Origin of the sequence: Myceligenerans salitolerans, from assembly GCF_017349295.1 — a bacterium.
GTDB classification, from domain to species: Bacteria; Actinomycetota; Actinomycetes; order Actinomycetales; family Cellulomonadaceae; genus Myceligenerans; species Myceligenerans salitolerans.
This window is the reverse complement of record NZ_JAFMPK010000046.1, coordinates 53,269-73,743: the sequence shown is the minus strand read 5'-3', so window position 1 is coordinate 73,743 and position 20,475 is coordinate 53,269. Positions and strand designations below refer to the sequence as shown.

The 20,475-nt window shown below is 73.7% G+C and carries 17 protein-coding genes; 8 read left to right on the top strand and 9 right to left on the bottom strand.

Annotation, left to right across the window (positions count from 1 at the left end; all coding sequences use genetic code 11):
* Positions 1 to 38: 38 nt before the first annotated feature.
* The gene (locus tag J0911_RS13130; RefSeq protein WP_207275911.1) at positions 39 to 728 is read left to right on the top strand and encodes a response regulator; all 690 of its coding nucleotides are present in this window, start codon (positions 39 to 41) and stop codon (positions 726 to 728) included.
* Here J0911_RS13130 and J0911_RS13125 read toward each other — a convergent pair.
* Both J0911_RS13125 and J0911_RS13120 read right to left on the bottom strand, forming a co-directional pair.
* Entirely contained in the window at positions 695 to 2,191 is a 1,497-nt protein-coding gene (locus J0911_RS13125) for a cytochrome b (RefSeq protein ID WP_242636703.1), read from the bottom strand. The genes J0911_RS13130 and J0911_RS13125 overlap by 34 nt on opposite strands.
* A 159-nt stretch (positions 2,192 to 2,350) precedes the next feature.
* Positions 2,351 to 2,905, bottom strand: a complete 555-nt coding sequence (locus tag J0911_RS13120; protein ID WP_207275909.1) for a TetR/AcrR family transcriptional regulator — start codon at positions 2,903 to 2,905, stop codon at positions 2,351 to 2,353.
* Positions 2,906 to 2,994: 89 nt separating this feature from the next.
* Here J0911_RS13120 and J0911_RS13115 point away from each other — a divergent pair, with 89 nt between their 5' ends.
* Complete coding sequence (locus tag J0911_RS13115) at positions 2,995 to 4,563, top strand: MFS transporter (RefSeq protein WP_207275908.1); 1,569 nt, start codon at positions 2,995 to 2,997, stop codon at positions 4,561 to 4,563.
* Between the two features lie 65 nt (positions 4,564 to 4,628).
* On the opposite strand, the gene J0911_RS13110 is transcribed toward J0911_RS13115, so the two are convergent.
* A complete protein-coding gene (locus J0911_RS13110) occupies positions 4,629 to 5,552 on the bottom strand; it encodes a glycoside hydrolase family 19 protein (protein ID WP_307865070.1) in 924 nt (307 codons plus the stop codon).
* 238 nt (positions 5,553 to 5,790) lie between these two features.
* Positions 5,791 to 9,330, bottom strand: coding sequence for a S8 family serine peptidase (locus J0911_RS13105; protein ID WP_207275907.1), 3,540 nt, complete (start codon positions 9,328 to 9,330; stop codon positions 5,791 to 5,793).
* Between the two features lie 158 nt (positions 9,331 to 9,488).
* On the opposite strand from J0911_RS13105, the gene J0911_RS13100 reads away from it, so the two are divergent.
* The 3 genes from J0911_RS13100 (at position 9,489) to J0911_RS13090 (ending at position 11,372) form a co-directional block, all read left to right on the top strand.
* Entirely contained in the window at positions 9,489 to 10,106 is a 618-nt protein-coding gene (locus J0911_RS13100) for a DUF4126 domain-containing protein (RefSeq protein WP_207275906.1), read from the top strand.
* A 154-nt stretch (positions 10,107 to 10,260) separates the two neighbouring features.
* Positions 10,261 to 10,893, top strand: a complete 633-nt coding sequence (locus J0911_RS13095) for a 1-acyl-sn-glycerol-3-phosphate acyltransferase (RefSeq protein ID WP_207275905.1) — start codon at positions 10,261 to 10,263, stop codon at positions 10,891 to 10,893.
* The gene (locus tag J0911_RS13090; protein WP_207275904.1) at positions 10,890 to 11,372 is read left to right on the top strand and encodes a GNAT family N-acetyltransferase; all 483 of its coding nucleotides are present in this window, start codon (positions 10,890 to 10,892) and stop codon (positions 11,370 to 11,372) included. Before J0911_RS13095 ends, J0911_RS13090 begins: the two co-directional genes overlap by 4 nt.
* Positions 11,373 to 11,486: 114 nt before the next feature.
* Here the strand turns inward: J0911_RS13090 and J0911_RS13085 are convergent, their stop codons facing one another.
* From J0911_RS13085 to J0911_RS20850, 4 genes are all read right to left on the bottom strand, one after another.
* Positions 11,487 to 12,257 carry a hypothetical protein gene (locus J0911_RS13085; RefSeq protein ID WP_207275903.1) on the bottom strand — a complete coding sequence of 257 codons (771 nt, stop codon included), beginning with the start codon at positions 12,255 to 12,257 and terminating at the stop codon, positions 11,487 to 11,489.
* Between the two features lie 78 nt (positions 12,258 to 12,335).
* Entirely contained in the window at positions 12,336 to 12,662 is a 327-nt protein-coding gene (locus J0911_RS13080; RefSeq protein WP_207275902.1) for a YkvA family protein, read from the bottom strand.
* Positions 12,663 to 12,791: 129 nt separating this feature from the next.
* Positions 12,792 to 13,472 carry a YdcF family protein gene (locus J0911_RS13075; protein WP_207275901.1) on the bottom strand — a complete coding sequence of 227 codons (681 nt, stop codon included), beginning with the start codon at positions 13,470 to 13,472 and terminating at the stop codon, positions 12,792 to 12,794.
* Between the two features lie 260 nt (positions 13,473 to 13,732).
* Positions 13,733 to 13,945, bottom strand: coding sequence for a helix-turn-helix transcriptional regulator (locus J0911_RS20850; protein WP_307865069.1), 213 nt, complete (start codon positions 13,943 to 13,945; stop codon positions 13,733 to 13,735).
* Positions 13,946 to 14,156: 211 nt separating this feature from the next.
* Here J0911_RS20850 and J0911_RS13065 point away from each other — a divergent pair, with 211 nt between their 5' ends.
* From J0911_RS13065 to J0911_RS13055, 3 genes are read left to right on the top strand one after another with little or no spacing between them, the layout of a single operon-like run.
* Positions 14,157 to 15,626: a DUF3375 domain-containing protein gene (locus tag J0911_RS13065; protein WP_207275900.1), complete on the top strand. Its 1,470-nt coding sequence runs from the start codon at positions 14,157 to 14,159 to the stop codon at positions 15,624 to 15,626.
* The gene (locus J0911_RS13060) at positions 15,623 to 16,381 is read left to right on the top strand and encodes a DUF4194 domain-containing protein (protein ID WP_307865068.1); all 759 of its coding nucleotides are present in this window, start codon (positions 15,623 to 15,625) and stop codon (positions 16,379 to 16,381) included. Before J0911_RS13065 ends, J0911_RS13060 begins: the two co-directional genes overlap by 4 nt.
* Positions 16,378 to 19,686: an ATP-binding protein gene (locus J0911_RS13055; RefSeq protein ID WP_207275899.1), complete on the top strand. Its 3,309-nt coding sequence runs from the start codon at positions 16,378 to 16,380 to the stop codon at positions 19,684 to 19,686. The genes J0911_RS13060 and J0911_RS13055 overlap by 4 nt, the downstream gene beginning before the upstream one ends.
* Here J0911_RS13055 and cofE read toward each other — a convergent pair.
* On the bottom strand, positions 19,683 to 20,459 hold the full coding sequence (gene cofE / locus J0911_RS13050; RefSeq protein ID WP_207275898.1) for a coenzyme F420-0:L-glutamate ligase: 777 nt from the start codon (positions 20,457 to 20,459) through the stop codon (positions 19,683 to 19,685). The genes J0911_RS13055 and cofE overlap by 4 nt on opposite strands.
* Positions 20,460 to 20,475 lie beyond the last annotated feature (16 nt).

Here is a 20,475-nt window from a genome sequence, read left to right as displayed (position 1 = left end):
CAAGCTCGGCCCGGTTCGCGCCGGGATAGGTTGAGGTCATGGCGTTCACCTCCGACGGCACCGCGCGGGAGATCCGCGTCCTGGTCGTCGACGACCAGTCGATGATCCGCGCCGGCTTCGCGGCGCTCCTGGATGCCCACGAGGGCATCACGGTGGTCGGCACGGCCGACGACGGTGCGGGCATCACGGGGATCGTGCGCCGCACACGGCCCGATGTGGTGCTGATGGACATCCGCATGCCCGGCGTGAACGGCCTGGACGCGACACGCGCGATCCTCGCGGCACCCGGCACGCCGCCCAAGGTGATCATGCTGACGACGTTCGACGCGGACGACTACGTGTTCGCCGCGCTGCGCGCCGGCGCGAGCGGCTTCCTGCTGAAGGACTCGCCGCCGGAGGAGCTGACCCACGCGGTCCGGGTGGTGGCCGAGGGGGAGGCGCTGCTCTCCCCCAAGATCACGCGGGCGCTCATCGCCGACTACGCGGCGCGGCCGGAGGCGCGGAGCCGCCCCGACGCGACACTGTCCGGGCTCACCGACCGGGAGCTCGACGTCATGCGCCAGGTGGCGGCAGGCCAGTCCAACGCGGAGATCGCCGACACGCTGGTCCTCGCCGAACAGACCGTCAAGACGCACGTGTCACGGATCCTCAACAAGCTCGGCCTGCGCGACCGGACCCAGATGGTGGTGCGCGCCTACGAGTCGGGGCTGGTGCGTGCGGGACGCTGAGGGCGCGGGTCACGGGACCGCAAGGCTTCGCCGCGTGTCGCCGGCGCCCCGCCCGGGACCTCCAGGCGCGCGAGTTCCGGCCCGGGAACCGGCCGGCGCACCTCGACGTACTCGCCGGAGGCCAGGCGGACGATCCGCCCCGTGGCGTACCCGTGCCGAGCGATCTCACGGTCCCTGCGCCGGAGCCCCACGCATATCCGCCGTGTCGCCTCGAACGACAGCGGCGGGCCGGTCACGAGCGCGACCTGCAGCACGGTGATGACCGACTCGACGGTGAGGCCGAACGCGGTGGCGAGGATGTCGGCACCGCCCGCGGCCCACAGCACCCCGTAGAACACCATGCCGGCGACGCCGAGCCCCGTGCGCGCCGGAACGTTCCGCGGCCGGTCCAGGACGTGGTGCTCGACGGTGTCGCCCGTGACCCAGTCCGCCACGAACGGGTGGACGACGACGAGAAGGAAGTAGCCGCCGACCACCAGCAGCGGGACGAGAACGGCGAAGGTCCACGTCCAGCCGAACCATTCGGCCTCCCAACCCGCGGGGACCAGGCGCAGGGCGCCGTCGAGGAAACCCATGTACCAGTCGGGCTGGCTCCCGGCCCCGACGTCTCCGGCCGCCGTCGGGCCGTACGACCCGATCGGGCTGATGGTGGAGGTGGCCCCCAGGAGTACCAGCACCGCGGCGGTGATCGCGCTCAGGCCGGCCGCGCGCAGCGCGGCGTCCGGCCACAGACGCATGCCGAGCGTCGCGTGCGGCGACCGCGCGGCGGCGGCCGGGCGCGCGGAGCCGCGGACGTACGCCAGCCGGGCACGCGCCAGGAGCAGGACGGCGATCAGTGCCGGGGTGACCACCACGTGCACGGGATACAGGTTCTCGACGACCTCGCCGGGAAACCTGCCGCCGAAGGTCCAGGACGCGAGCCACGTACCGACCACGGGGATGCCGAGCATCACTCCCTCGACGATTCGCAGGCCGGTTCCCGAGAGCATGTCGTCGGGCAGGGCGTAGCCGCTCCAGCCGGCGACGAGCACGGTGAGAAAGGCAAGGGTGAGGAGCACCCAGCCCGCCCGGCGGGGCCGGCGGAACCCGCCCGTGAAGAAGAGCGCGAGCAGCTGCAGGATCATCGCGGCCGGGAGCACGAGACCTGCCCAGTGATGGGTCTGACGGATCAGCATCCCGCCCGCCTGCTCGAACGAGATCTCCATCGTCGAGTCGAACGCCTTGCTGACCCGCGCACCGGCCAGCGGCTCGTGGGGCCCGTCGTACGTGACCAGGTCGCCCGAGGGCACGTACGTGAACATCAGCACGACCCCCGTGGCGGCCAGCACGAGCAGGCAGGCGAACGACACCACGCCGAACAGGTTCGCCCAGTGCAGGTGGACGCGCCGTTGTCCGAGCGTCGCGGCCGGCCCCTGGCCGAACGCGGTGAGCGGGTCACGCCGGCGGACAGGATTTCTTCGCATGACGACCTCCGTTGCTGTCATCCCGTCGACCGGCCGGCGCGGACGGACGTGATATGACGGCCGTCACACGGCGCCGCCCGGGGGACTGCTCGCCGTGGCAGCGGTGAGCCCGGATGCGAAGAGCCTTGCCCGCCCCTGGCGTGGCCAGGGGCGACGGCGTTACGCGCGGGTCATCTCCAGAAGGCGGTCACGCAGCGCCTCCAGCTCGGCCGCCGACGACTCGTCGCCCCAGATCGGCTGGGCGCTGGCGCCGTCGGCGGCCGCGACGACCAGAGCGCACAGGTCGTCGGGCAGCCCGTCCTCGCGGAGGTCCTCGCGCCACCGGCGCGAGTCCTGCCGCGCGAGGTCGCCGACCGCCTCGACGGTGGACAGGTGCGCGATGAGCGCCAGCTCCTCGCGGGCGGCCGCGGCGTCCTTCGCCGCGTCGATGGTCACGCGGACATAGGCCCGCACGAGGCGCCCGGGGCCTTCGTCGTCCGCGGCGACGTCGGCGAGGACGGCGGCCCGGAACCGTTCCAGGCGGTCGACCACCAGGGCCTGCAGGAGCTCGTCCTTGCCGGAGAAGTGGTAGAGCAGGCCTCCCTTGGAGACCCCCGCCCGGCGGGCGACGTCGTCCAGCGAACCTGAGACCCCGCGTTCGCGCACCACCCGCGCCGCGGCGTCCAGCAGTGCGCGTCGCGTCGCTTCCCGGTCACGTCCCGCCGTCCTGCTCACCTGACTGCACCCCTCCCGTTCGGCCGCCTCACCCTGCCACATTCGTCACACCCGCGCTTACTGTACCGTCCAGACGGTACAGTAAGCGCGTGACCACGACCGCTCCCGTCCCGCAGGCCCCGTACCGGCGTCGCTGGGCCGCGCTCGCCGTCCTCGTCCTGGCGGTCGGCCTGCTCGCCATCGACGGCACCGTCCTGTACCTGGCCGTGCCCTCACTGACCCGCGACCTCGCGGCGACCGCGACCGAGGTGCTCTGGATCGGCGACATCTACTCCCTCGCGATCGCCGGGCTCCTGGTCACGATGGGCACCATCGCCGACCGGGTCGGGCGCAAGCGACTGCTCCTGACCGGTGCCGCCGCCTTCGGCGCCGCCTCGGCGCTCGCCGCCTTCGCGCCCACGGCCGAGGTCCTCATCGCGGCGCGCCTGCTGCTCGGCGTCGCGGGGGCGACGCTCATGCCCTCCACCCTCTCGCTGATCCGCACGATCTTCCCGGACGCGCGGGAGCGCACGCGGGCGATCGCGATCTGGTCCGCGTCCGCCGGCGCCGGAGCCGCCGTCGGACCGCTCGTGGGCGGCGTGCTGCTGGAGCACTTCTGGTGGGGCTCGGTCTTCCTCGTGAACATCCCCGTGGTGCTCGTACTGGTGGGCGCGGGGATCGTGCTGCTGCCCGAGTCACGCGACCCCGCACCCGGCCGGCTCGACCTGCTCTCCGCGGCCCTGTCCTTCGCCGCGATCATGCCGTTGGTCTACGGCGTCAAGCATGCCGTGAGCGCCGGCCTCGACATCCTGACGATCGGCGCTCTCGTGTCGGCGGCCGGTGCCGGCGTCGCGTTCGTGCGCCGCCAGCGGCGCCTCCGCAGCCGGGGCCGGGCCCCTCTGCTGGACATCGACCTGTTCCGGGTACCGGCGTTCACCGGGGCGGTGCTCGCCAACCTGGTCGCCATCTTCGCCCTGACCGGCCTGCTGTTCTTCTTCTCGCAGTACCTCCAGCTGGTGCGCGGGTTCGACCCGCTGCGAGCCGGGCTGGCCGAGCTGCCCGCGACGGTCGCCTCGATCGTCGTGGTGGCCGTGGTGGGCGTGGCCGTGGCACGCCTGGGACGCGGGCGGGCGATCGCCGTCGGGCTGGCCGCCACCGCGCTCGGGATGGCCGCGATCGCGGCCGCCGAGGGCGCCGACCACTACGTGTGGCTCGCGCTCGCACTCGTGCCCACGGGGCTCGGCGTCGGGCTGGCGATGACCCTGACGACGGACGCGGTCGTGTCGGCCGTCCCACCGGCCAGGGCCGGCGCCGCGTCCGCGATCTCGGAGACCGCGTACGAGCTCGGCGCCGCGCTCGGCGTCGCCGTCCTGGGTTCGCTGGTGACGCTCGGCTACCGCGCACGCGTCGTCGTCCCGCCGGACCTGCCCGGCGACGTCGGTGCGCGCGTGTCGGACTCCCTGGCCTCCGCCGTGGCCGCCGCCGGTGACCGCCCCGAGGTGCTTGACGCCGCACGCGACGCGTTCGTCGGCGCACTGCAGACCAGTTGCCTCGTGGCGGCCGCGCTGACCCTGGCCGCCGCCGTGATGACCTGGCGGGTCATCCCGTCACAGCCCGGCGTGACGCCGTCCCGGCCGGCGGCTCCGGCGCGCGGCCTGGCCGGGAGCCGGACGACGTAGGGCGCTCCGCGGCTCCGGCGGTGTCCGGCCGGAGGGTGCCCGCGCGGGCCCCCTCCGGTGGCGGCTCAGCAGTACAGGTTGCCGCCGGGATCGACGCCGAGCTGACCGGTGAAGTTGCGGTACTTGTCGACACGGCTCTGCACCTGGGCCGGGTTCCCGCCGTCGCACTCGATGGCGCCGTTGATGCTCCGGATGCTCTCCCCGAACCCGACGCCGTTCACCATGGCGGCGTGCCCCGTCATCGTGCCGGGGCCGCTCTGGGTGTTCCAGTACCAGAGCGCGGTCCGCCAGGCGACGGCCGGGTCGTTCTGCACCAGGCTCGGGTTGTGCAACAGGTCGATACCCAGCGAGTCACCCGCGGCCTTGTAGTTGAAGTTCCAGCTGAGCTGGATCGGACCCCGGCCGTAGTACTGGTCGTGGCCCGCCGGGCAGCCGTAGGGCTGGGACGTGTCGCAGTAGTGGGGGTAGTTCGCCGTGTTCTGCTCCACGATGTGGACCAGGCCGCCGGTCTCGTGGGAGACGTTGGCGAGGAACGCCGCCGCCTCACGGCGCTGCACGGTCTCGCTGCCCGTGGTGGCGAAGGCCGGGAAGGAGTCGAGCGCGGCGACCAGCCCGGAGTAGGTGTAGAACGGGTTCCGGTTCGGGAAGAACTGGTTGAACTGGGCCTCGCTCACCACGAACCCGCCGGCCGGGGGCTCCTCGTCACCGCCGTCACCTCCTCCGCCGTCACAGGCGCCGAGCGACTCCCACACCCCCCACTGGCCGGTGGTACCGGGCTCCTCACCCTGGGTCCACCACTTGGCGCGCCATGCGCCGCCGCCGTGCGTGACCGGGTCACCACCCACGTAGACGGCACCGCTGTTCCACGCCGGGGAGGCGCACTCCGCCGGTTCGGCGTAGGCGGCGGTGCCGGGGACGAGGGCCGCTCCCGCGGCCAGGATCACGGCGGAGAGCACCGCGACGAGGAACGGCTTTCGACGGGACCTCACGTTGACCACCTCGGTTCGTGTTCGGGACTGTCACGGACGCCGACGTCCTATTTGTTCGGGACCTTAGCAAGATCCCGCACCGTCACGAATGAGGGATTCCCACACCGTCGCGGCGAGGACCCGGCCCGGCGCGCGGCAGGCAGCCGGCCCCGACGGCCTGCGGCGCCGGCGCTGAGCGGGAACCGTCCCCGTCACCGCCGGCGCCGCGTACCGTGGGCGGAGGCCGTGTGACCTCCGGTCAGTCCACGGCGTACGCCCGGATCACGGTCTCCTCGATCGTGGATCCCGCGTCGTCCCACGCCTGCGCACGGAGCGAGACGTGCTCGGTGCCGCCCGGCACGGTGACCCGCGCGTCGAAACGGCCGTCCCCACGCGCCCGGACCGGAGCCCTCCGCCACGTGTCACCGTCGTCGGCGGACCACCACAGCCTCATCCCCTCGACCCGGCCACCCGCCGACAGTTCCTGATGACCGACCGAGACCCGTAGCAGCTCGGTCTCCTCGCCGCGGTTACGGCCGTCGAGCCGTGCGCCGTAGTCGAAGCGCAGCAGCGGCAGGGCGGTGGTCTCGTCGACGGCGCCCGAACGGAACGTCCAGTCCGTGCTGACCCGCGTCGACAGCGGCCACCACCCGGCGTCCCTCGCCAGGTCGAGACGCAGCCGGTACGCCGCCTCGGCGTCGGGCACCTCGGCGAAGACGCTCGGGGAGAACCCTTCGTCGGCCAGGAGCTCGCCGTCGCGCCACAACCTCAGGCGGCTGGTGGTGAACTCGTCGACCGGCTCCCGGGCCGCGTGCCCGGCGTCGTCCACCCACGGCGGGAGCGTGGCACTCAGGAACCCGTCCGCGCGGCGGTGGACCGACGCAGCGTCCGCGTTCACCGGGCCGGCGCCGAACCCGCCGTGGTGGATCTGCCCCAGCAGCGTCTCCCTGACCCGTTGCCCCGGCTCGAAGGACCGGTCCGCCGACATCAGCGGCAGCGGCCAGCCGTCCTGCCAGGACACCGGTGATGCCCCGTGCGCCCAGGTGACGTCCGGACCGGTCGACACGTACTGCGTGACCGTCGCGGGCGCGGCGACCGTCCAGGACGTCTCCCACCTCCCGATGTTCCGGACGCCCGCGGAGGTGAAGGACTCGACCTGCCGGCCGTCCCCGCTCGCACGGTGGTCCAGCGTGATCGTCGCCGTCGTCCGGGGACCGGCGACCTCGGAGAGGTCGCGCGGGATCGCGCCGTCGTGCACGGCGATCAGGTCGTAGCGGTACGACGCCGCGCCGTCCGGCGCCCGCAGATGGTTCTCGGTGAGCAGCCGGAACTCGCCCTGGCGCACCCGGTCCGTGGGCAGCGCGTACAGCTCCTGGCCGGGCACCGCCGATGCGGCGTCGTGCGTCCACGAGGCACCCGAGAGCTCCCGCACGAGGCTCAGTCCCGCCGACTCCCGCTCGGCGGGACGATGGGTGCGCACGTCGGCCGGCACGGCGTCCCGCGCGTCGAGCGTGACCGTCACGTCGCGGTCCACGGTGACCTCCGGAGCGCTCACCGCCGTCAGGGAGCCGTGCCCCGGGCCGCCGTCGGTCACGAAGCCGCCCACGTGGTAGGTGCCCGCGGGCACGCGGTACTCCAGCACGCCGTCCGCGGGGAAGGACGGGAACTCGAAGAAGTCGTCCGAGTTCTCGAGCCGCATGATCGTCACCCAGTCGTCCACGCCGGCCGGCGCGCCGTCGCGTCCGGTCGCCTCGACGCGGAGCACGTGCGACTCGGGTTCGTCGGACAGGCCGACCACGGTTCGCAGCGAGCGCCCGTCCCCGTCCGTGGCCCGTACCTCACCGCTGAACAGCCCGCCGGCGGTGAGGCTCGCGTCGATCGTGACGTCCACCGTGGCCGAGCCGCCCGCCGGGACCGTGAGCCGCTCCGCGCCGAGCGTGAGGAGGCCGTCGGGGACGGCGCCGTCGTCGTCGGACCGCAGGGTGGCGGCGAGGTCGAGCGTGAGGCCGGTCCCGCCCGGGTTGGTGTAGGTGAGCGTGCGGGTCACGGCTCGCTGCGGCCACTCCAGGAGGCCGAGCGAGAGCGACGCCGGCGCCACCGTGATCCGCTGGTCCAGCGCGCCGGGGATCCAGAGCCGTCCCGCCCCCTCCTGCCAGGTGTTCGGCGCCGCGTCCTGGGCGCTCGTCATGAGGACGGACTTGAGCCGGGCGGCCGACAGCTCCGGGCGCTGCTGGGCCAGCACGGCGGCGGCACCGGCGACGTGCGGCGTGGCCATGGAGGTGCCGCTCAGCGAGGTGTGGAGGTCGTCGACGGGGTCGCCCAGCGTGGTGCCGGCGGCGCGGGCCGCGATGATCGCGTCGCCCGGCGCGGCGATCTCCGGTTTGAGGGCGTGGTCCCCGAACCGCGGGCCGGCACTGGAGAACCATGCCTGCTCGTCGGCGTCGTCGACGGCCGCGACAGTGAGCGCGCTCGTCGCCGTCCCGGGTGGGGTGACCGTGTGCCGGCCGGGGCCGTCGTTGCCCGCGGCGGCCACCACGAGCATGTCGTGGCGCTCGGTGACGGCGTCGACGGCGAGCGACGCCGGATCGGTGCCGTCCGTGTACACCCACGGCTGGCCGAGGCTCATGTTCGCGATGTCGGCGCCCTGGGTGGCCGCCCACTCGAGGGCATCGATCGACCACGACACGAGTCCGTCGCCGTACCGGTCGAGGACCTTCGCGTTGAGCAGCTCGGCGTCCGGCGCGATCCCCCGGTGCGCACCGCCCGAGGCGGCACCGCTTCCCGCGAGGATCGACGCGACGTGGGTGCCGTGACCCTGGCCGTCGGTGGCGTCCGTGTCGTCGGTGAAGTTCCGCTCCGCCACGACGGAGTCCGCGAGATCCGGGTGCGTCGTGTCGATCCCGCTGTCCAGGACGGCGACGGTGACGCCCTCGCCGGTGTACCCGGCGTCCCAGGCCTGTGGCGCGCCCACCTGCGGTGCGCTGTCGGAGTCGGTCGCCCGCACCGGCATGTCGAGCCAGACCTTCGGCGCGGTCCCGGCCCGGCGCGCCGCCGGGCCGCCGGCGAGCGCCTTCAGCAGGGTCCTGGTCCCGGAGGCGTTCGTGTCGGGGACGGGAGCGCCGGCCGGCGCGTCCGCGGCCCGGGACGTCACGCCCGGTGCGTCCAGCGTCGTCGTACCCGGCTCCGGCCTCGTCGTGCCCGGCTGCGGCGGGGCGGACGCCGTGGCGCGTGCGCCCGGGTGTGCGGGGGCGAGGGTGCCCGCCGTGGCGTCGATCGACTCCAGCGTACGAGCGGCGGGCGCGCCGGGCAGGTCGTCGCCACCGCGCACGATGACCGGGGTGGCGGTGTCCGGAGCGATCTCGACGGGCGGCCGGCCCTGTCGCTCCTGCGGCCGGCCGATGCCGGGGGCGCCGTGTCCCTGGGCGGCGGCGAGGGCCACGATGTCGAACAACGACGGGTCGAGGCTCGCGGGAACCAGCGGTGCGACGTCGGACGGGATGACGAGCGTGGTGCCGTCGGCCGCCGTCCGCCGGAAGGAGACGGGTTCGCCGCCGGGACGCGGTGCCGCGTCGATCCGGGTCACGGACCCGCCGGAGGGGTGGTCCGCGTCCGGGGCGAAGGACACGAGGTCCCCCGTGAGGAGCGTGACGGTGACCCTGCCGGACGGGAACGACGTGACGGCCGGCTCCTGCCCACCCGGGGGTGGGGAAGCGGTGTCCGGCGCGGCGCCGGCGGCGGTTGTCGCACCCACCACCAGTGCGGCGACGGCCGCGGTGATCCGTAGGGAAATCCTGCGCATGATGGCCTCTCTGACGACTGGCGGCGCCTCTGCGCACCGCGCGTTCACTGGGGGTGACGCCGGGGCGTGGCGGATCGTTGCCTCGCGACGGAGATCACGGATCGGACAAGGGCGGCATTTCGTGGTGCGGTGTCGGTGTCCCGTGGAACACTCGACGCATGCTCGAACTCGCCACCGGTAGCGGCCTGGCCATGGCGGCCGGCGTCAACGCCTGGATCCCGCTGCTCCTGCTCGGACTCCTGTCCCGCTTCAGTGATCTCCTCACGCTGCCGTCCGGCTGGGGATGGCTGGAGAATCCGTGGGTGATGGCCATCCTCGCGGTCCTGCTGGTCCTGGAGATGACCGCGGACAAGATCCCGGCCCTGGACTCGGTCAACGACGTGGTCCAGACCGTCGTGCGCCCCACGGCCGGCGGTATCGCGTTCGGGGCGGGGGCGGCGTCCGAGACGGTCACCGTCCAGGACCCGGAGGCCTTCGTGGCCGGCGGCGAGTGGGTCACGGTCGTGATCGGCATCGTGCTGGCGCTCGTCGTGCACGCGGCCAAGGCGGGGGGCCGGGTGATCACGAACACCGTCAGCGGCGGCACCGCCGCGCCGGTGATGAGCACGGTGGAGGACGTGGCGGCCGTCGGGGTGTCGTTCCTCGGCATCACGCTGCCGTTCCTCATGATCCCCGTGCTCGTCCTGTTCGCGATCGGGCTGTGGATGATCGTGCGCGGTGTGCGCAAGCACCGGCGCATGAAGCAGATCGACGAGGCGTACGGCGCCGCGGCCTAGCGGCGGACACACGGTCGCCACGGGCCCACGCCCGCGCGGGGGGTCGGTGGCCCCCGACGACGGCGTGCCCCGCGGTCCTGCGCCGCGGCAGAGATCCTGCGCCCCGGCAGATCTGCCAGACTGGGAATTCACCTCCCCGAGACCAAGGACGCCCATGCCTCGCACCCGCCCGTCCGTCGTCACCCGCGCCGCCCGGCGTACGGGGGCGCGGCTCGTCTGGCTCTGTACCGGCTACCGCTTCGCTCCCAGCAAGGCGCCGGACGAGCCGACCGTCTTCGTCGGTGCGCCGCACACCTCCAACACCGACTTCTTCCTGATGCTCGCCATCGCGTGGGAGCTCGACGTGCGTATCAAGTTCCTCATCAAGGACTCGTGGCTGCGGGGCCCGTTCGGTGGACTGATCCGGGCGCTCGGCGGTGTCGCCGTCGACCGGAACGACCCGGCCGGCCTCGTCGACCAGCTGCTCGGGGGCATGCGGACGGGCACGGTGTCGCATCTGGTCGTCACACCGGAAGGAACACGCGGCGCGGGCTCCGGGTACTGGAAGTCGGGCTTCTACCGGATCGCGCGAGCGGCCGGGATGCCGGTGACGCTCGGCTACGTCGACGGCGACCGGCGGGTCGCCGGCCTCGGCCCCTCCCTGCGGATGACGGGCGACGTGCGTGCGGACATGGACCGTCTGCGCGCCTTCTACGCGGACAAGTCGGGTGTCCGCCCGGAGAACCGCGTCGAGCCGCGCCTTCGCGCGGAGGACGACCCGGACGAGGGCCGGGCCACCGCGGCATGAGACTGCGGACCGCCCGGCTCGCCGACGCCGGGGCCGGGGCACGGGTCCATCACGCCACCTGGGTGAGCACGTACGGCGGCCTGCTTCCCGCGGAGTTCTGGAGCACCCATACCCTCGCCGAGCGGACCAGGAGCTGGCAGCGATCGCTGATGCGCGGGTTCGCGCCGACGCTCGCGGAGGTCGACGACGAGATCGTCGGTATCGCGCACGCGTCCCCGGCGCTGCGGCAGCACGGAGTGGCACCGGTGCGCGACTCGCAGCTGTGGATGCTCTACGTCCTGGACGGCCACCACGGAACGGGCGTGGGCCAGGCCCTGCTCGACGCGGTCGTCGCACCGGGCACGCCGTGTCAGCTCTGGGTCGCCGAGGACAACGCCCGGGCGAGACGGTTCTACGAACGCAACGGCTTCGTCGTCGAGGGTGCACGCATCACCGACGACGCGTTCGCGGGCATCACGGAGATCCGCATGGTGCGCTGAGACGGCCTGCGACGACCCGGCGGGCACACGGACCGACGGGACACGCCGCCCCCGGCCTGCCTCGGGGACGAACCGAGGACCGGCGGGGGCCGCAGCGGCGGCTCCCGCGGGTCTCTACCGTTCCAGCCTGCGCGCTTCCTCCTCGGTCTGCGCGGCACCGTCCTCGTCACCGTTGCGCCGCAGCATCCCCGCGAGCGAGCGGAGCGACAAGGCGTCGTCCGATGTGGCCAGCCCCGCGCCGCGCGCGCTGCGCCACAGGCCCATCGCCTGCTGGGCGACGTCGAGCGCCTTGCCCCGCTCCTGCTCGCCGACGAGATTGGAGCTGAGGTCGGTGAGTGCCCGTTCCATCGCCTCGCGCTGCTTGCCCGGGTCGTCGTCGAGGCTCTTGAAGACCTGGACGGCGTCCCGCACCAGGGCGGAGGTGCCCTTCTCCTCCTTGTCCCGGCCACGCTCGGTCATGGCGCTGCCGAACGAGAGGAGCGCGACGGCGAACCGGGACACCGTGCTGCCCTGGTCGCCGGGGATCCTCTCGGCGCCCCGTTCGACGAGCGCGTGCAGCGCCTCCGCCGCGCGCTCCTCGAGACCACCCCCGCGTCGCTCCGTGTCGGCTGCCGCGCTGTCGGCCGGCACCCCGTCGCCCGGCGCCACGTCGCCCGGCACCGCGTCGGCAGCCTGCGCCGTCTCGGCCGGCCTCACGTCGCTCGGCGCCGCATCGGCCGGCATCGCCGCCTCGGCACCACCCGCCGTGGCCGGCTGGGCGTCGGCAGCCCGCGCGGCGGGGACCTCGGAGGCGACGGGCGTTTCCCGCGCCACGGCGTCCTCAGCGACCTCCACGACGTTCTGTTCCGCACCAGGCTCGCGCACCGTCTGACTCCCATCGCTCATGATGAAAGCGAAGCTACCAGAACCGGGCAAAGACCCGACGTCATTACATGTCGCTGAAGTCAGGCCGGCACGTGCCGCCTACTTCCGCCGTCCGGGCTGGTCCCCCGGGTCCACGATGATCTTCGCGCCGTTGGCGGCGGGTGGCGTCGTCCCCGGTGAGGTGCCGCCCGGCTTCGTGGTGCCCTTGGCGGCGTCCGCGGCATTCCTCGCGGCGCCGCCGGCCGCCTTCGCCATGCGAGCGGCACGGAATGCCTTGACAGCCTTGTACAGCGTGTACCCGGCCACGACGACGGCGACGGCGTCGTCGGACAGGCCGAGGATGGGAATGGCGTCGGGGATCAGATCGATCGGACTCGCAATCGTGCCGATCGACGCAGCGAGCGCGATGATCTGCTTCCAGTTCATGTGTTCGAACGTAACGGAATTCGCTGCGACCCGCCAGACTTGTCCCCAAAGCCCGTCATGCCGGAGCCCGTCCCACCGTGCGCGGTGGTCGTGTCCGACGGCGCGGCCGGCGTCGCCCCGAGCCGCCCGTCAGACGCGGGCCGGCTCCTCAGGGACGAGGCGGCTCGTGTAGCCGGCGGCCACGAGGCGGTCGAACGCTCCTTGCACGTCTCCGGGGACCTCCTGGTCCGTGGCGATGTAGCCCTTCTCCGCGTAGACCGTCAGCCGCTGCGTGTCCCCGACGAGCATGTCGATCACCCGGTCCACGTCGCCGATGCTCGTCACGTACTCGTCGAGCGGAAGCGGTGGGGAGACGCAGTACACCTCCACCTCGGGCCACACGACCTGGCACGTCGCGAAGACGCGCCGCTGGTGGTACGGCTTCGTGACGAACATGACCGACCTCGCCTCGATCGAGTGCTCACTGAGCACCTTGCGGCTGTACTCGACGTTCTCGGCGGTGTTCCGGGCACGTGGTTCGATCAGGACGGCTTCGTCAGGGACACCCTGCGCGACGGCCCGTTCGCGGTATCCCACGGCCTCGCCGTGAGGAAACGCCTCGAGCGTCGTGGTGGCGTTGGCGCCGGTGAAGACGATCCGGGGAAAGTACCCCTGGTGGTAGAGATCGGCGGTGTAGTCGGCGACTCCGGTGTCGTGCCCGCCCAGACCGATGCACACATCGACCTCACGAGGATCCTGCCGCAGGTCGTGATACGCCCACAGTGTCTCGACGTCCTCCCGCACCCCCGCGGGGATCCTGACGTTCGGCATATCGGGACCATACGTCTCAGAGCGCCGCACGGCACGAGCGGGCGTCACGCCCCCTCCCGTCGGCCCCCGATGACGGGCCTCTTCGTTCATGTCGCCACGCGCTTCCGGTCGATTACCAGCGGCATGCGGAGACAACGTAGCGGAAGATTCACCCGTTTCACGACCCCGTGCCAGTGATGCCGCACGGAGCGGGATCACCGGCATGATGCCGCCAGGGCACGCACGGTCCGCACACGGGTCGCCTCCGGGTTCCCCGGGGTCTACCCCTGCGCGCCCGGCACCTCGGGTGCCGCGTCGATGGTGAATCCGGCAGCCTCCACGACACGCTGCAGCAGCGCGAAGGTGGGTTCGAACTTGCCCGACTCGATCCGGCTGACGGTGGATCGTGAGACACCCGCCAGCTCGGCGAGCAGGCTCATGCTCAGTTGCCGCTCCCCGCGGACCCGGGCGACGATCTCGGCTGCTGTGCTCACGGTTCCTCCGTGCTCGATACCTGGCTGGACGCACGACAAGGCCCGCCGGTCGGCAATCCGCCGGCAGACCTTGTCGTGCCCCGAGCCTATTCATCTAGTTTTCCACTGTCACGCCCAGGCAACCGGTGCCCCGCGAAAGGTTGCGCCCTATATCGTCGTCGGGTATTAGGCGTCACGTGCCGGTCAGCCAGACCCAGTACTCTCTGCGCACATGAGCACCGTCTCGATCGCGCGTACCGCGCGACGCCTCGCCGCCGAGCATCCCGCGTGGATGCTGCTGCGGTCGGGGGACGCGGCGGCCGCCATCACCCTTCTGCGTGAGCACCTCGCCGGGGACGTCCGCCGGCTGCCCGAGGCCGACCTCGTCGAACGCCTCGAGGACGACATCGCCGAGCTGCGGCGCCAGGGGTTCACGCTCCCCCACTCCGCGGGCCCTCAGGTGTCCGAGTGGCTGCGCGACGGCGTCCTCGTGCGCCGGCCGAGCGTGCGCGCCGGCGACGAGACGGGCCCGGAACAGCTCGAACTGTCCGACGGAGCCCTCGCCGCGATCAGCTTCGTCGCCGGTCTCGCCCGGCCTCACCCCGTCGCGACACCGACGCGGTTGTCCATCGTCCTGGACGCCCTGCGCGACCTTGCCGACGCGGTCGAGCCGGACCGCGAGGTCCGGCTCTCCGCGCTCCGCGCCGAACGGGCGAGGCTGGACACCGAGATCGAGGGCGTCCGGCGCGGGACCACCGCCGTCCTCGAGCCCGCGGAGGCCGCCGAGCGCGCCCGCGAGATCCTCGCGCTCGCCGCCGATGTCCCGGCCGACCTCCTCCGCGTCCGCGCCGCCCTCACGTCGACCGACGCCGAACTGCGCCGCGGTCTCACCGAGTCCGGTCCCGCACGGGACGCGTTCGTCGACGACGTGTTCCGCGGTGTCGACCACCTCGCCGAGACCCCGGCCGGACGGAACCTCATCGACTTCCGGACCGTGCTCGACGCGGGCGAGCACGACGCCCTGGGACACGTCACCCGGCTGCTCCGGGCTCCCGGCGCCGCCGCCGAGCTCACGCCGGACGAGGTGACCGCCCTCCGGGAGCTGGTGGGACGTCTGCGCTCGGCCACGGACGACGCGACCGGCACGATGACGGCGCTGCGCCGCGCGCTCCAGCGGGCGGCACGTTCCGGCGACCTGCCCGAGGAGCAGGCGCTCGCGGGCCTGCTCCGGGCCGCCGAGGCCACCGCGCTCGACCTCGCCGACACGGTGACCCCGCAGACGCCGACCCACCTCACCCTCAAGCTGGGAGCCGTCGGCCCCGACTCCCCCGCGGGCATCCGCCCGCACGACCCCGCCGACGACCGGCCCGCTCCGCTCGTCCGGCCGCGCCCCCCGTCCACCGACGCTCCCGCCGACCTCGCGGCGCTGCGCACGCTCGCCCGGTCCGCGGAGATCGACGAGGACGAGCTGCGCGGCAACGTGAACGACGTCGTCACCCGGCGAGGCACCGCCACCATCGGCGACGTGCTCCGGGCCCATCCGGCGACGCAGGGGCTGGCGAGCGTCGTCGGCCTGCTGTCGCTCGCGGAGCGGCACGGACGACGTGACGGTGACAGCGAGGACATCACCTGGTCGGGGTCCAGAGGCACCCTGCGCCGCGCCCGAATACCCCGCCACCGCTTCGAGGAGCCCGTCCCGTGACCGGACCCATGGAACATCTGAGCACCTCGCGCCCGGGGGGCAGCGGTACGGCACGCGTCGTCCGGCCGGGACGTCCCGGCGACACCGGGCAGCACCCCACCGCGCCCGAGGGCGTCCCCGCGCCTGGCGGTCCGGCGTCGTCGGACACCGGCACGGAGGCGGCGACCGCCCGCCTGTGGCCCGGTGACCCGGGCACCCTCCCGGCCGCCGCCCGGCGTGTGCTGGCTTCCCTGGTGCGAGGCCCGTACCTCTCCGCGGCCGACGACGACGAGACGTGGGCGGAGCTCCTGACCCACCTCGACGCGGTCCGCGGCCGGCTCGCCGACATGTACCTGGACGTCGTCGTGGACCACGACGAGCAGATCGCGTTCGTCCGTGACGCGACGTCCGCCCCCGACGCGCCCGCGGTGGTCCGCGAGGTCCCGCTGACCTTCCTCGACACGGTGCTCCTGCTGCACCTGCGCACCCGCCTGTTGGAGTCGCCCGGCCAGGAGGTGGTGGTCGAGCTCGACGACGTCGTCGACCACCTGCACGCGTTCCGGCGCCGCAGCGGCAGCGGGGCGTCCGGGTACGGCACCGGCTTCGACGTGGGGATCGCGACCGCGTGGGACCGGCTCGTCGAGGCCGGGATCCTGCGCGCCGTCGGCCCGGGCCGGCGCTGCGTGGTGGCGCCCGTGCTGCGCACCCTGTTCGGAGCCGACGAGATCCAGGCCGTCCAGGCCGAGTACGCACGACTCAGCAGGGAGGGCCTGTGAGCACGCAGAGCAGCACACGACCCGGGCAGTGGCGTCTCGCCCGCATCGAGGTGGTGAACTGGGGCACGTTCACGGGTCACCACCGCATCGACGTCGCGCGCAAGGGGTTCCTGCTGACCGGCCACTCCGGCTCGGGCAAGTCCTCCCTGGTCGACGCCGTGGCCGCGATCCTCACGCCACCGTCCGAACTCCGGTTCAACGCGGCGGCCGCCGCGGCCGTGGCGGGAGGCCGCGAGGACCGGTCGGTGACGAGCTACGTGCGCGGCGCCTGGCGGCACCGTACCGACGGCGCCACCGGCGAGGCCGTCGCCGAGACCCTGCGTCCGGCCACGACCTGGAGCGGGGTGCTGCTGCGCTACGAGGACGGCGCCGGCCAGGTCGTGACGCTCGTCCGGCTCATGCTCCTGCGCCGCACCGCCGCGCAGCCCGTGGACCTGTACGTGTACCAGCCCGGCGAGACCGAGCTCCTCGATCTGGAGCCCTTCGTCCGCACCGGGCTCGACGCGCCCGGGCTGCGCGGGCACCTGCCCGAGGCCACGGTGTCGGACCGGCACGCCGGTTTCGCCGCCGCGTTCAGCGAGCGCCTCGGCGTCGGTGACCCGAGCGCGCTCGTGCTGCTGCACCGCACCCAGTCGGCCAAGAACCTGGGCAGCCTGGACGACCTGTTCCGCGACTACATGCTCGACGAGCCGATCACGTTCGGTCTCGCCGAGGCGGCGGCGCAGCAGTTCGCCGAGGTGTCCCGGGCGCACGGCCGCATCGCGGACGCGCGGCGGCAGCTGGAGGCGCTGGACCGGCTCGCCCCGTTGTGCCGGGGGTTCGACGAGGGCGCCCGGTCCGCGGTCCGGGCCGCGACCCTGCACGGGTCGCTGGAGCCGTACCGGGACGCGCTCAAGCTGGAGCTCGCCTCGGCCGCGCTCGGGGAGGCGCAGCGCTACGAGGACGCGGCGGCGCACGACCGTGACGCGGCGGACGCCGAGGTGGAACAGGCCACGAGCGCCCACCGGCAGGCGGTGAGCGTGCTGCAGGTACGCGGTGGCCAGGCGTTGGCCACGCAGGGTGACCGGCTCCAGCGCGCGGGGGAGATCGCGGCGCTGAGGCGTACCCGGCGCGCCGAGCTCGCGGCGGACCTGGAGTCGGTGGGGCTGACCGTGCCGGAGTCGTTCGGCGAGTTCTCGGCATTGCGGGAGCTGGCCCGGTCGGAGCTGTCGACCGGCGAGGCGGCCGGTACCGCGACCGGGGCCATGCCGGTGCTCACGGGCGCGGCGGCGCAGATGCGCAAGGCACACGAGGCGCGTGCGGCGGTCGCCGCCGAGCATGCCAGGATCTCGGCGCAGGTGCAGGCGCTGCGGACCTCGGGGAGCAACCTGCCGGCCGATCTGCTGGCCGCCCGGCGCGCGGTGTGCGACGCGACCGGGATCAGTGAGTCGACGTTGCGGTTCGCGGCGGAGCTCCTGCGGATCCGGCCCGGTGAGGAGCGCTGGACGGGCGCGATCGAGCGCGTGCTGCGGCCGCTGGCCACCACGTTGCTGGTGCCGTCGGCGCACCGGGACGCCGTACGGGACGCCGTCGACGCGGCGGATCTCGGTACGCGCCTCGAGTACCGCGTGGTGGGGGTGCGCCAGGACGCGCCTCGTGCGGCGTCGGGCCCGGACTCCCTGGTCCACAAGGTCGAGGTGGCGGACGGGCCCGCGTCGGGGTGGCTGCAGCGTCACCTGTCGGACTACGACTACCTGTGCGTGACCGATGCCTCCGGGCTCGACGACGCCGACCGTGCCGTCACTCTCGCGGGTCAGGTGAAGCACGCGAGCGACCACGTGACGAAGGACGACACCGCGACCGATCCGGCCACCTGGGTGCTGGGTACGGACGTCACGGAGAAGCTGGACCACCTGCTGGGCAGGGCTCGCGAGGTGCAGGCCCGCCTCACCGCGGCGGAGGACGCCGTCGCCGCCGCGACGGCCGCCGAGCGGGAGCGGCTGCAGCGGGCGTTCGCCCTGCGGCAGGTGCAGCGGCGGGAGTGGCACGACGTCGACATCGAGTCGGCCGAGCAGGACCTCGCCGAGGCGCAGCGGACGTTCGACTCGCTCCTGACCGGGACGCAGGACCTCGCGGCGGCGGAGCACGACGTGACGGGCGCGGAGCGGCGGCTGTCCGCGGCCCGCACGGCCGCGTCGGTGGCGGCGGACGTGCTCGCGGAGGCGCGGGCGGCGCGGCGGTCGATCGAGCGGGTGGTGGACGAGCTGCGCGGGACGGTGGCGGGCACGATCCCCCAGGAGCATCGCGCCGAGCTGGAGCGGCGGTACGCGGAGGTCCGGGAGACGGTCACGCACGACGTGGTCGACGAGGTGTCGCTCGTGGTGTCGCGGGCGCTCGACGGCGAGCGCGAGGCCGGGCTGCGCAGCTCGGGGGCCGCCGAGCGCCAGATCACGGAGCTGCTCGGTGAGTTCCGGCGGACCTGGCCCGCCCTGACGCGGGACATCGGCGCCGGTGTCGGGGACCGGGGGCGTTACCTCGCGCTCGCGGAGGAGATCCGCACCCGTCGGCTGCCCGCGCTGGAGGACGAGCTCGAGCAGATGCTGTCCGGCGGGGCGCAGCGTGCCCTGGACCGGCTCGCGGCGGAGATCCGCCAGGCACCGTCGGTGATCCGCGAGCGGATCGTCCCGGTGAACGAGTCGCTGCGCCGGTCGGAGTACGCGCCCGGACGGTATCTGGAGATCCGCGTCAAGGAGCAGCAGCCGGCGGCGGTACGTGAGTTCCTGGACGTGCTGGACGGCCTGGCGGCGGACCGGGGCACCGCGATGCCACGGCTGGAGCGCCTCATGCGGCGGCTGGCGTCGGCGGACCCGGCCGACCGGGCGTGGCGGGCGCTGTGCCTGGACACCCGGCGGCACGTCCGGTTCACGGGCGTGGAGCTCGACGGGGCGGGCCTGACGCTGGACGTCCACGAGTCGTCGGCCGGGCTGTCCGGTGGCCAGCGTCAGAAGCTCGTGGTGTTCTGCCTGGCCGCCGCCCTGCGCTACCGCCTCTCGACCCTGGAGGACGGGACGACGCCGGCCTACGGCTCGGTCATCCTGGACGAGGCGTTCGACAAGGCCGACACCGAGTTCACCCGCACCGCGATGGACACCTTCCGGGACTTCGGGTTCCACATGATTCTCGCGACGCCGCTCAAGCTGCTGCAGACACTCGAGGAGTACGTCGGCGGCGTCGGCCTGGCGACCTGCCCGGACGGCCGGGAGTCGCGCGTGGACGTGGTCGCCCTCGACCCGACCCCGGTGGTGGAGCCCACGCCGGCGGCCTAGAGGTCGCGGGCGTCCTTCAGGCCCCGTTCGTAGGCCTCGCGGGAGCCCTCGCGGAACAGGTCGTCGGTGCTGGGGCGCACGAGCGACCGCGCGCCCGGGCCGTCGTCGTCGGACACGTACCGGGCCAGGCCGCGCACGACCGCGACCGCGCGGCCCGTCGCCTTGCCCCGGACGAGCTCGGTGGCGGAGGCGACCTCGTCGGCGACGGCGGTGACCGTGACGTTCAGGGGCCGGCCGTGGCTGTCCGTGCCGCCGCGCAGGTCGTCGGTGGGGGTGATACCGGCGGCACCGATCGCGATGTCGACGAGGGCGTCGCGCCAGGGCCGGCCGGCGGTGTCGGTCACGACGACGCCCAGGCGCGTCAGCCCGAGCCGTTCTCGCAGCGCCGCGCGCAGGCGGCGCGCGGAGGCGTCGGGGTCGCGCGGCAGGAGCAGCACCGTGCCCTCGGGTGTGTTCGACGCGTCCACGCCCGCGGCCGCCATCACCAGGCCGAGGCCGTTCTCCACGATCCGCAGCGGGGGGCCGTCCGGGCGCTCGCGCACCGCGACGACGCGAACCGTCTCGTCCGTGATCGCCTGTTCCCGGTCCGCGGCGGCGACGGCGCGCCCCTCCGCCTTGGACACGATCTTCGAGGTCACGGCGACGACGTCGCCGTCGGCAGGACGGTCCTCGGGGTCCTGCGCGGCGAGCAGGTCCCCGATGGCGGCGCCGAGGTCGGTTCCGGGCGTGATCTCGGGCAGCCCGTCGGGCGCCCACACGGTGAGGCGGTGCATGGCGGCATTGTCTCCC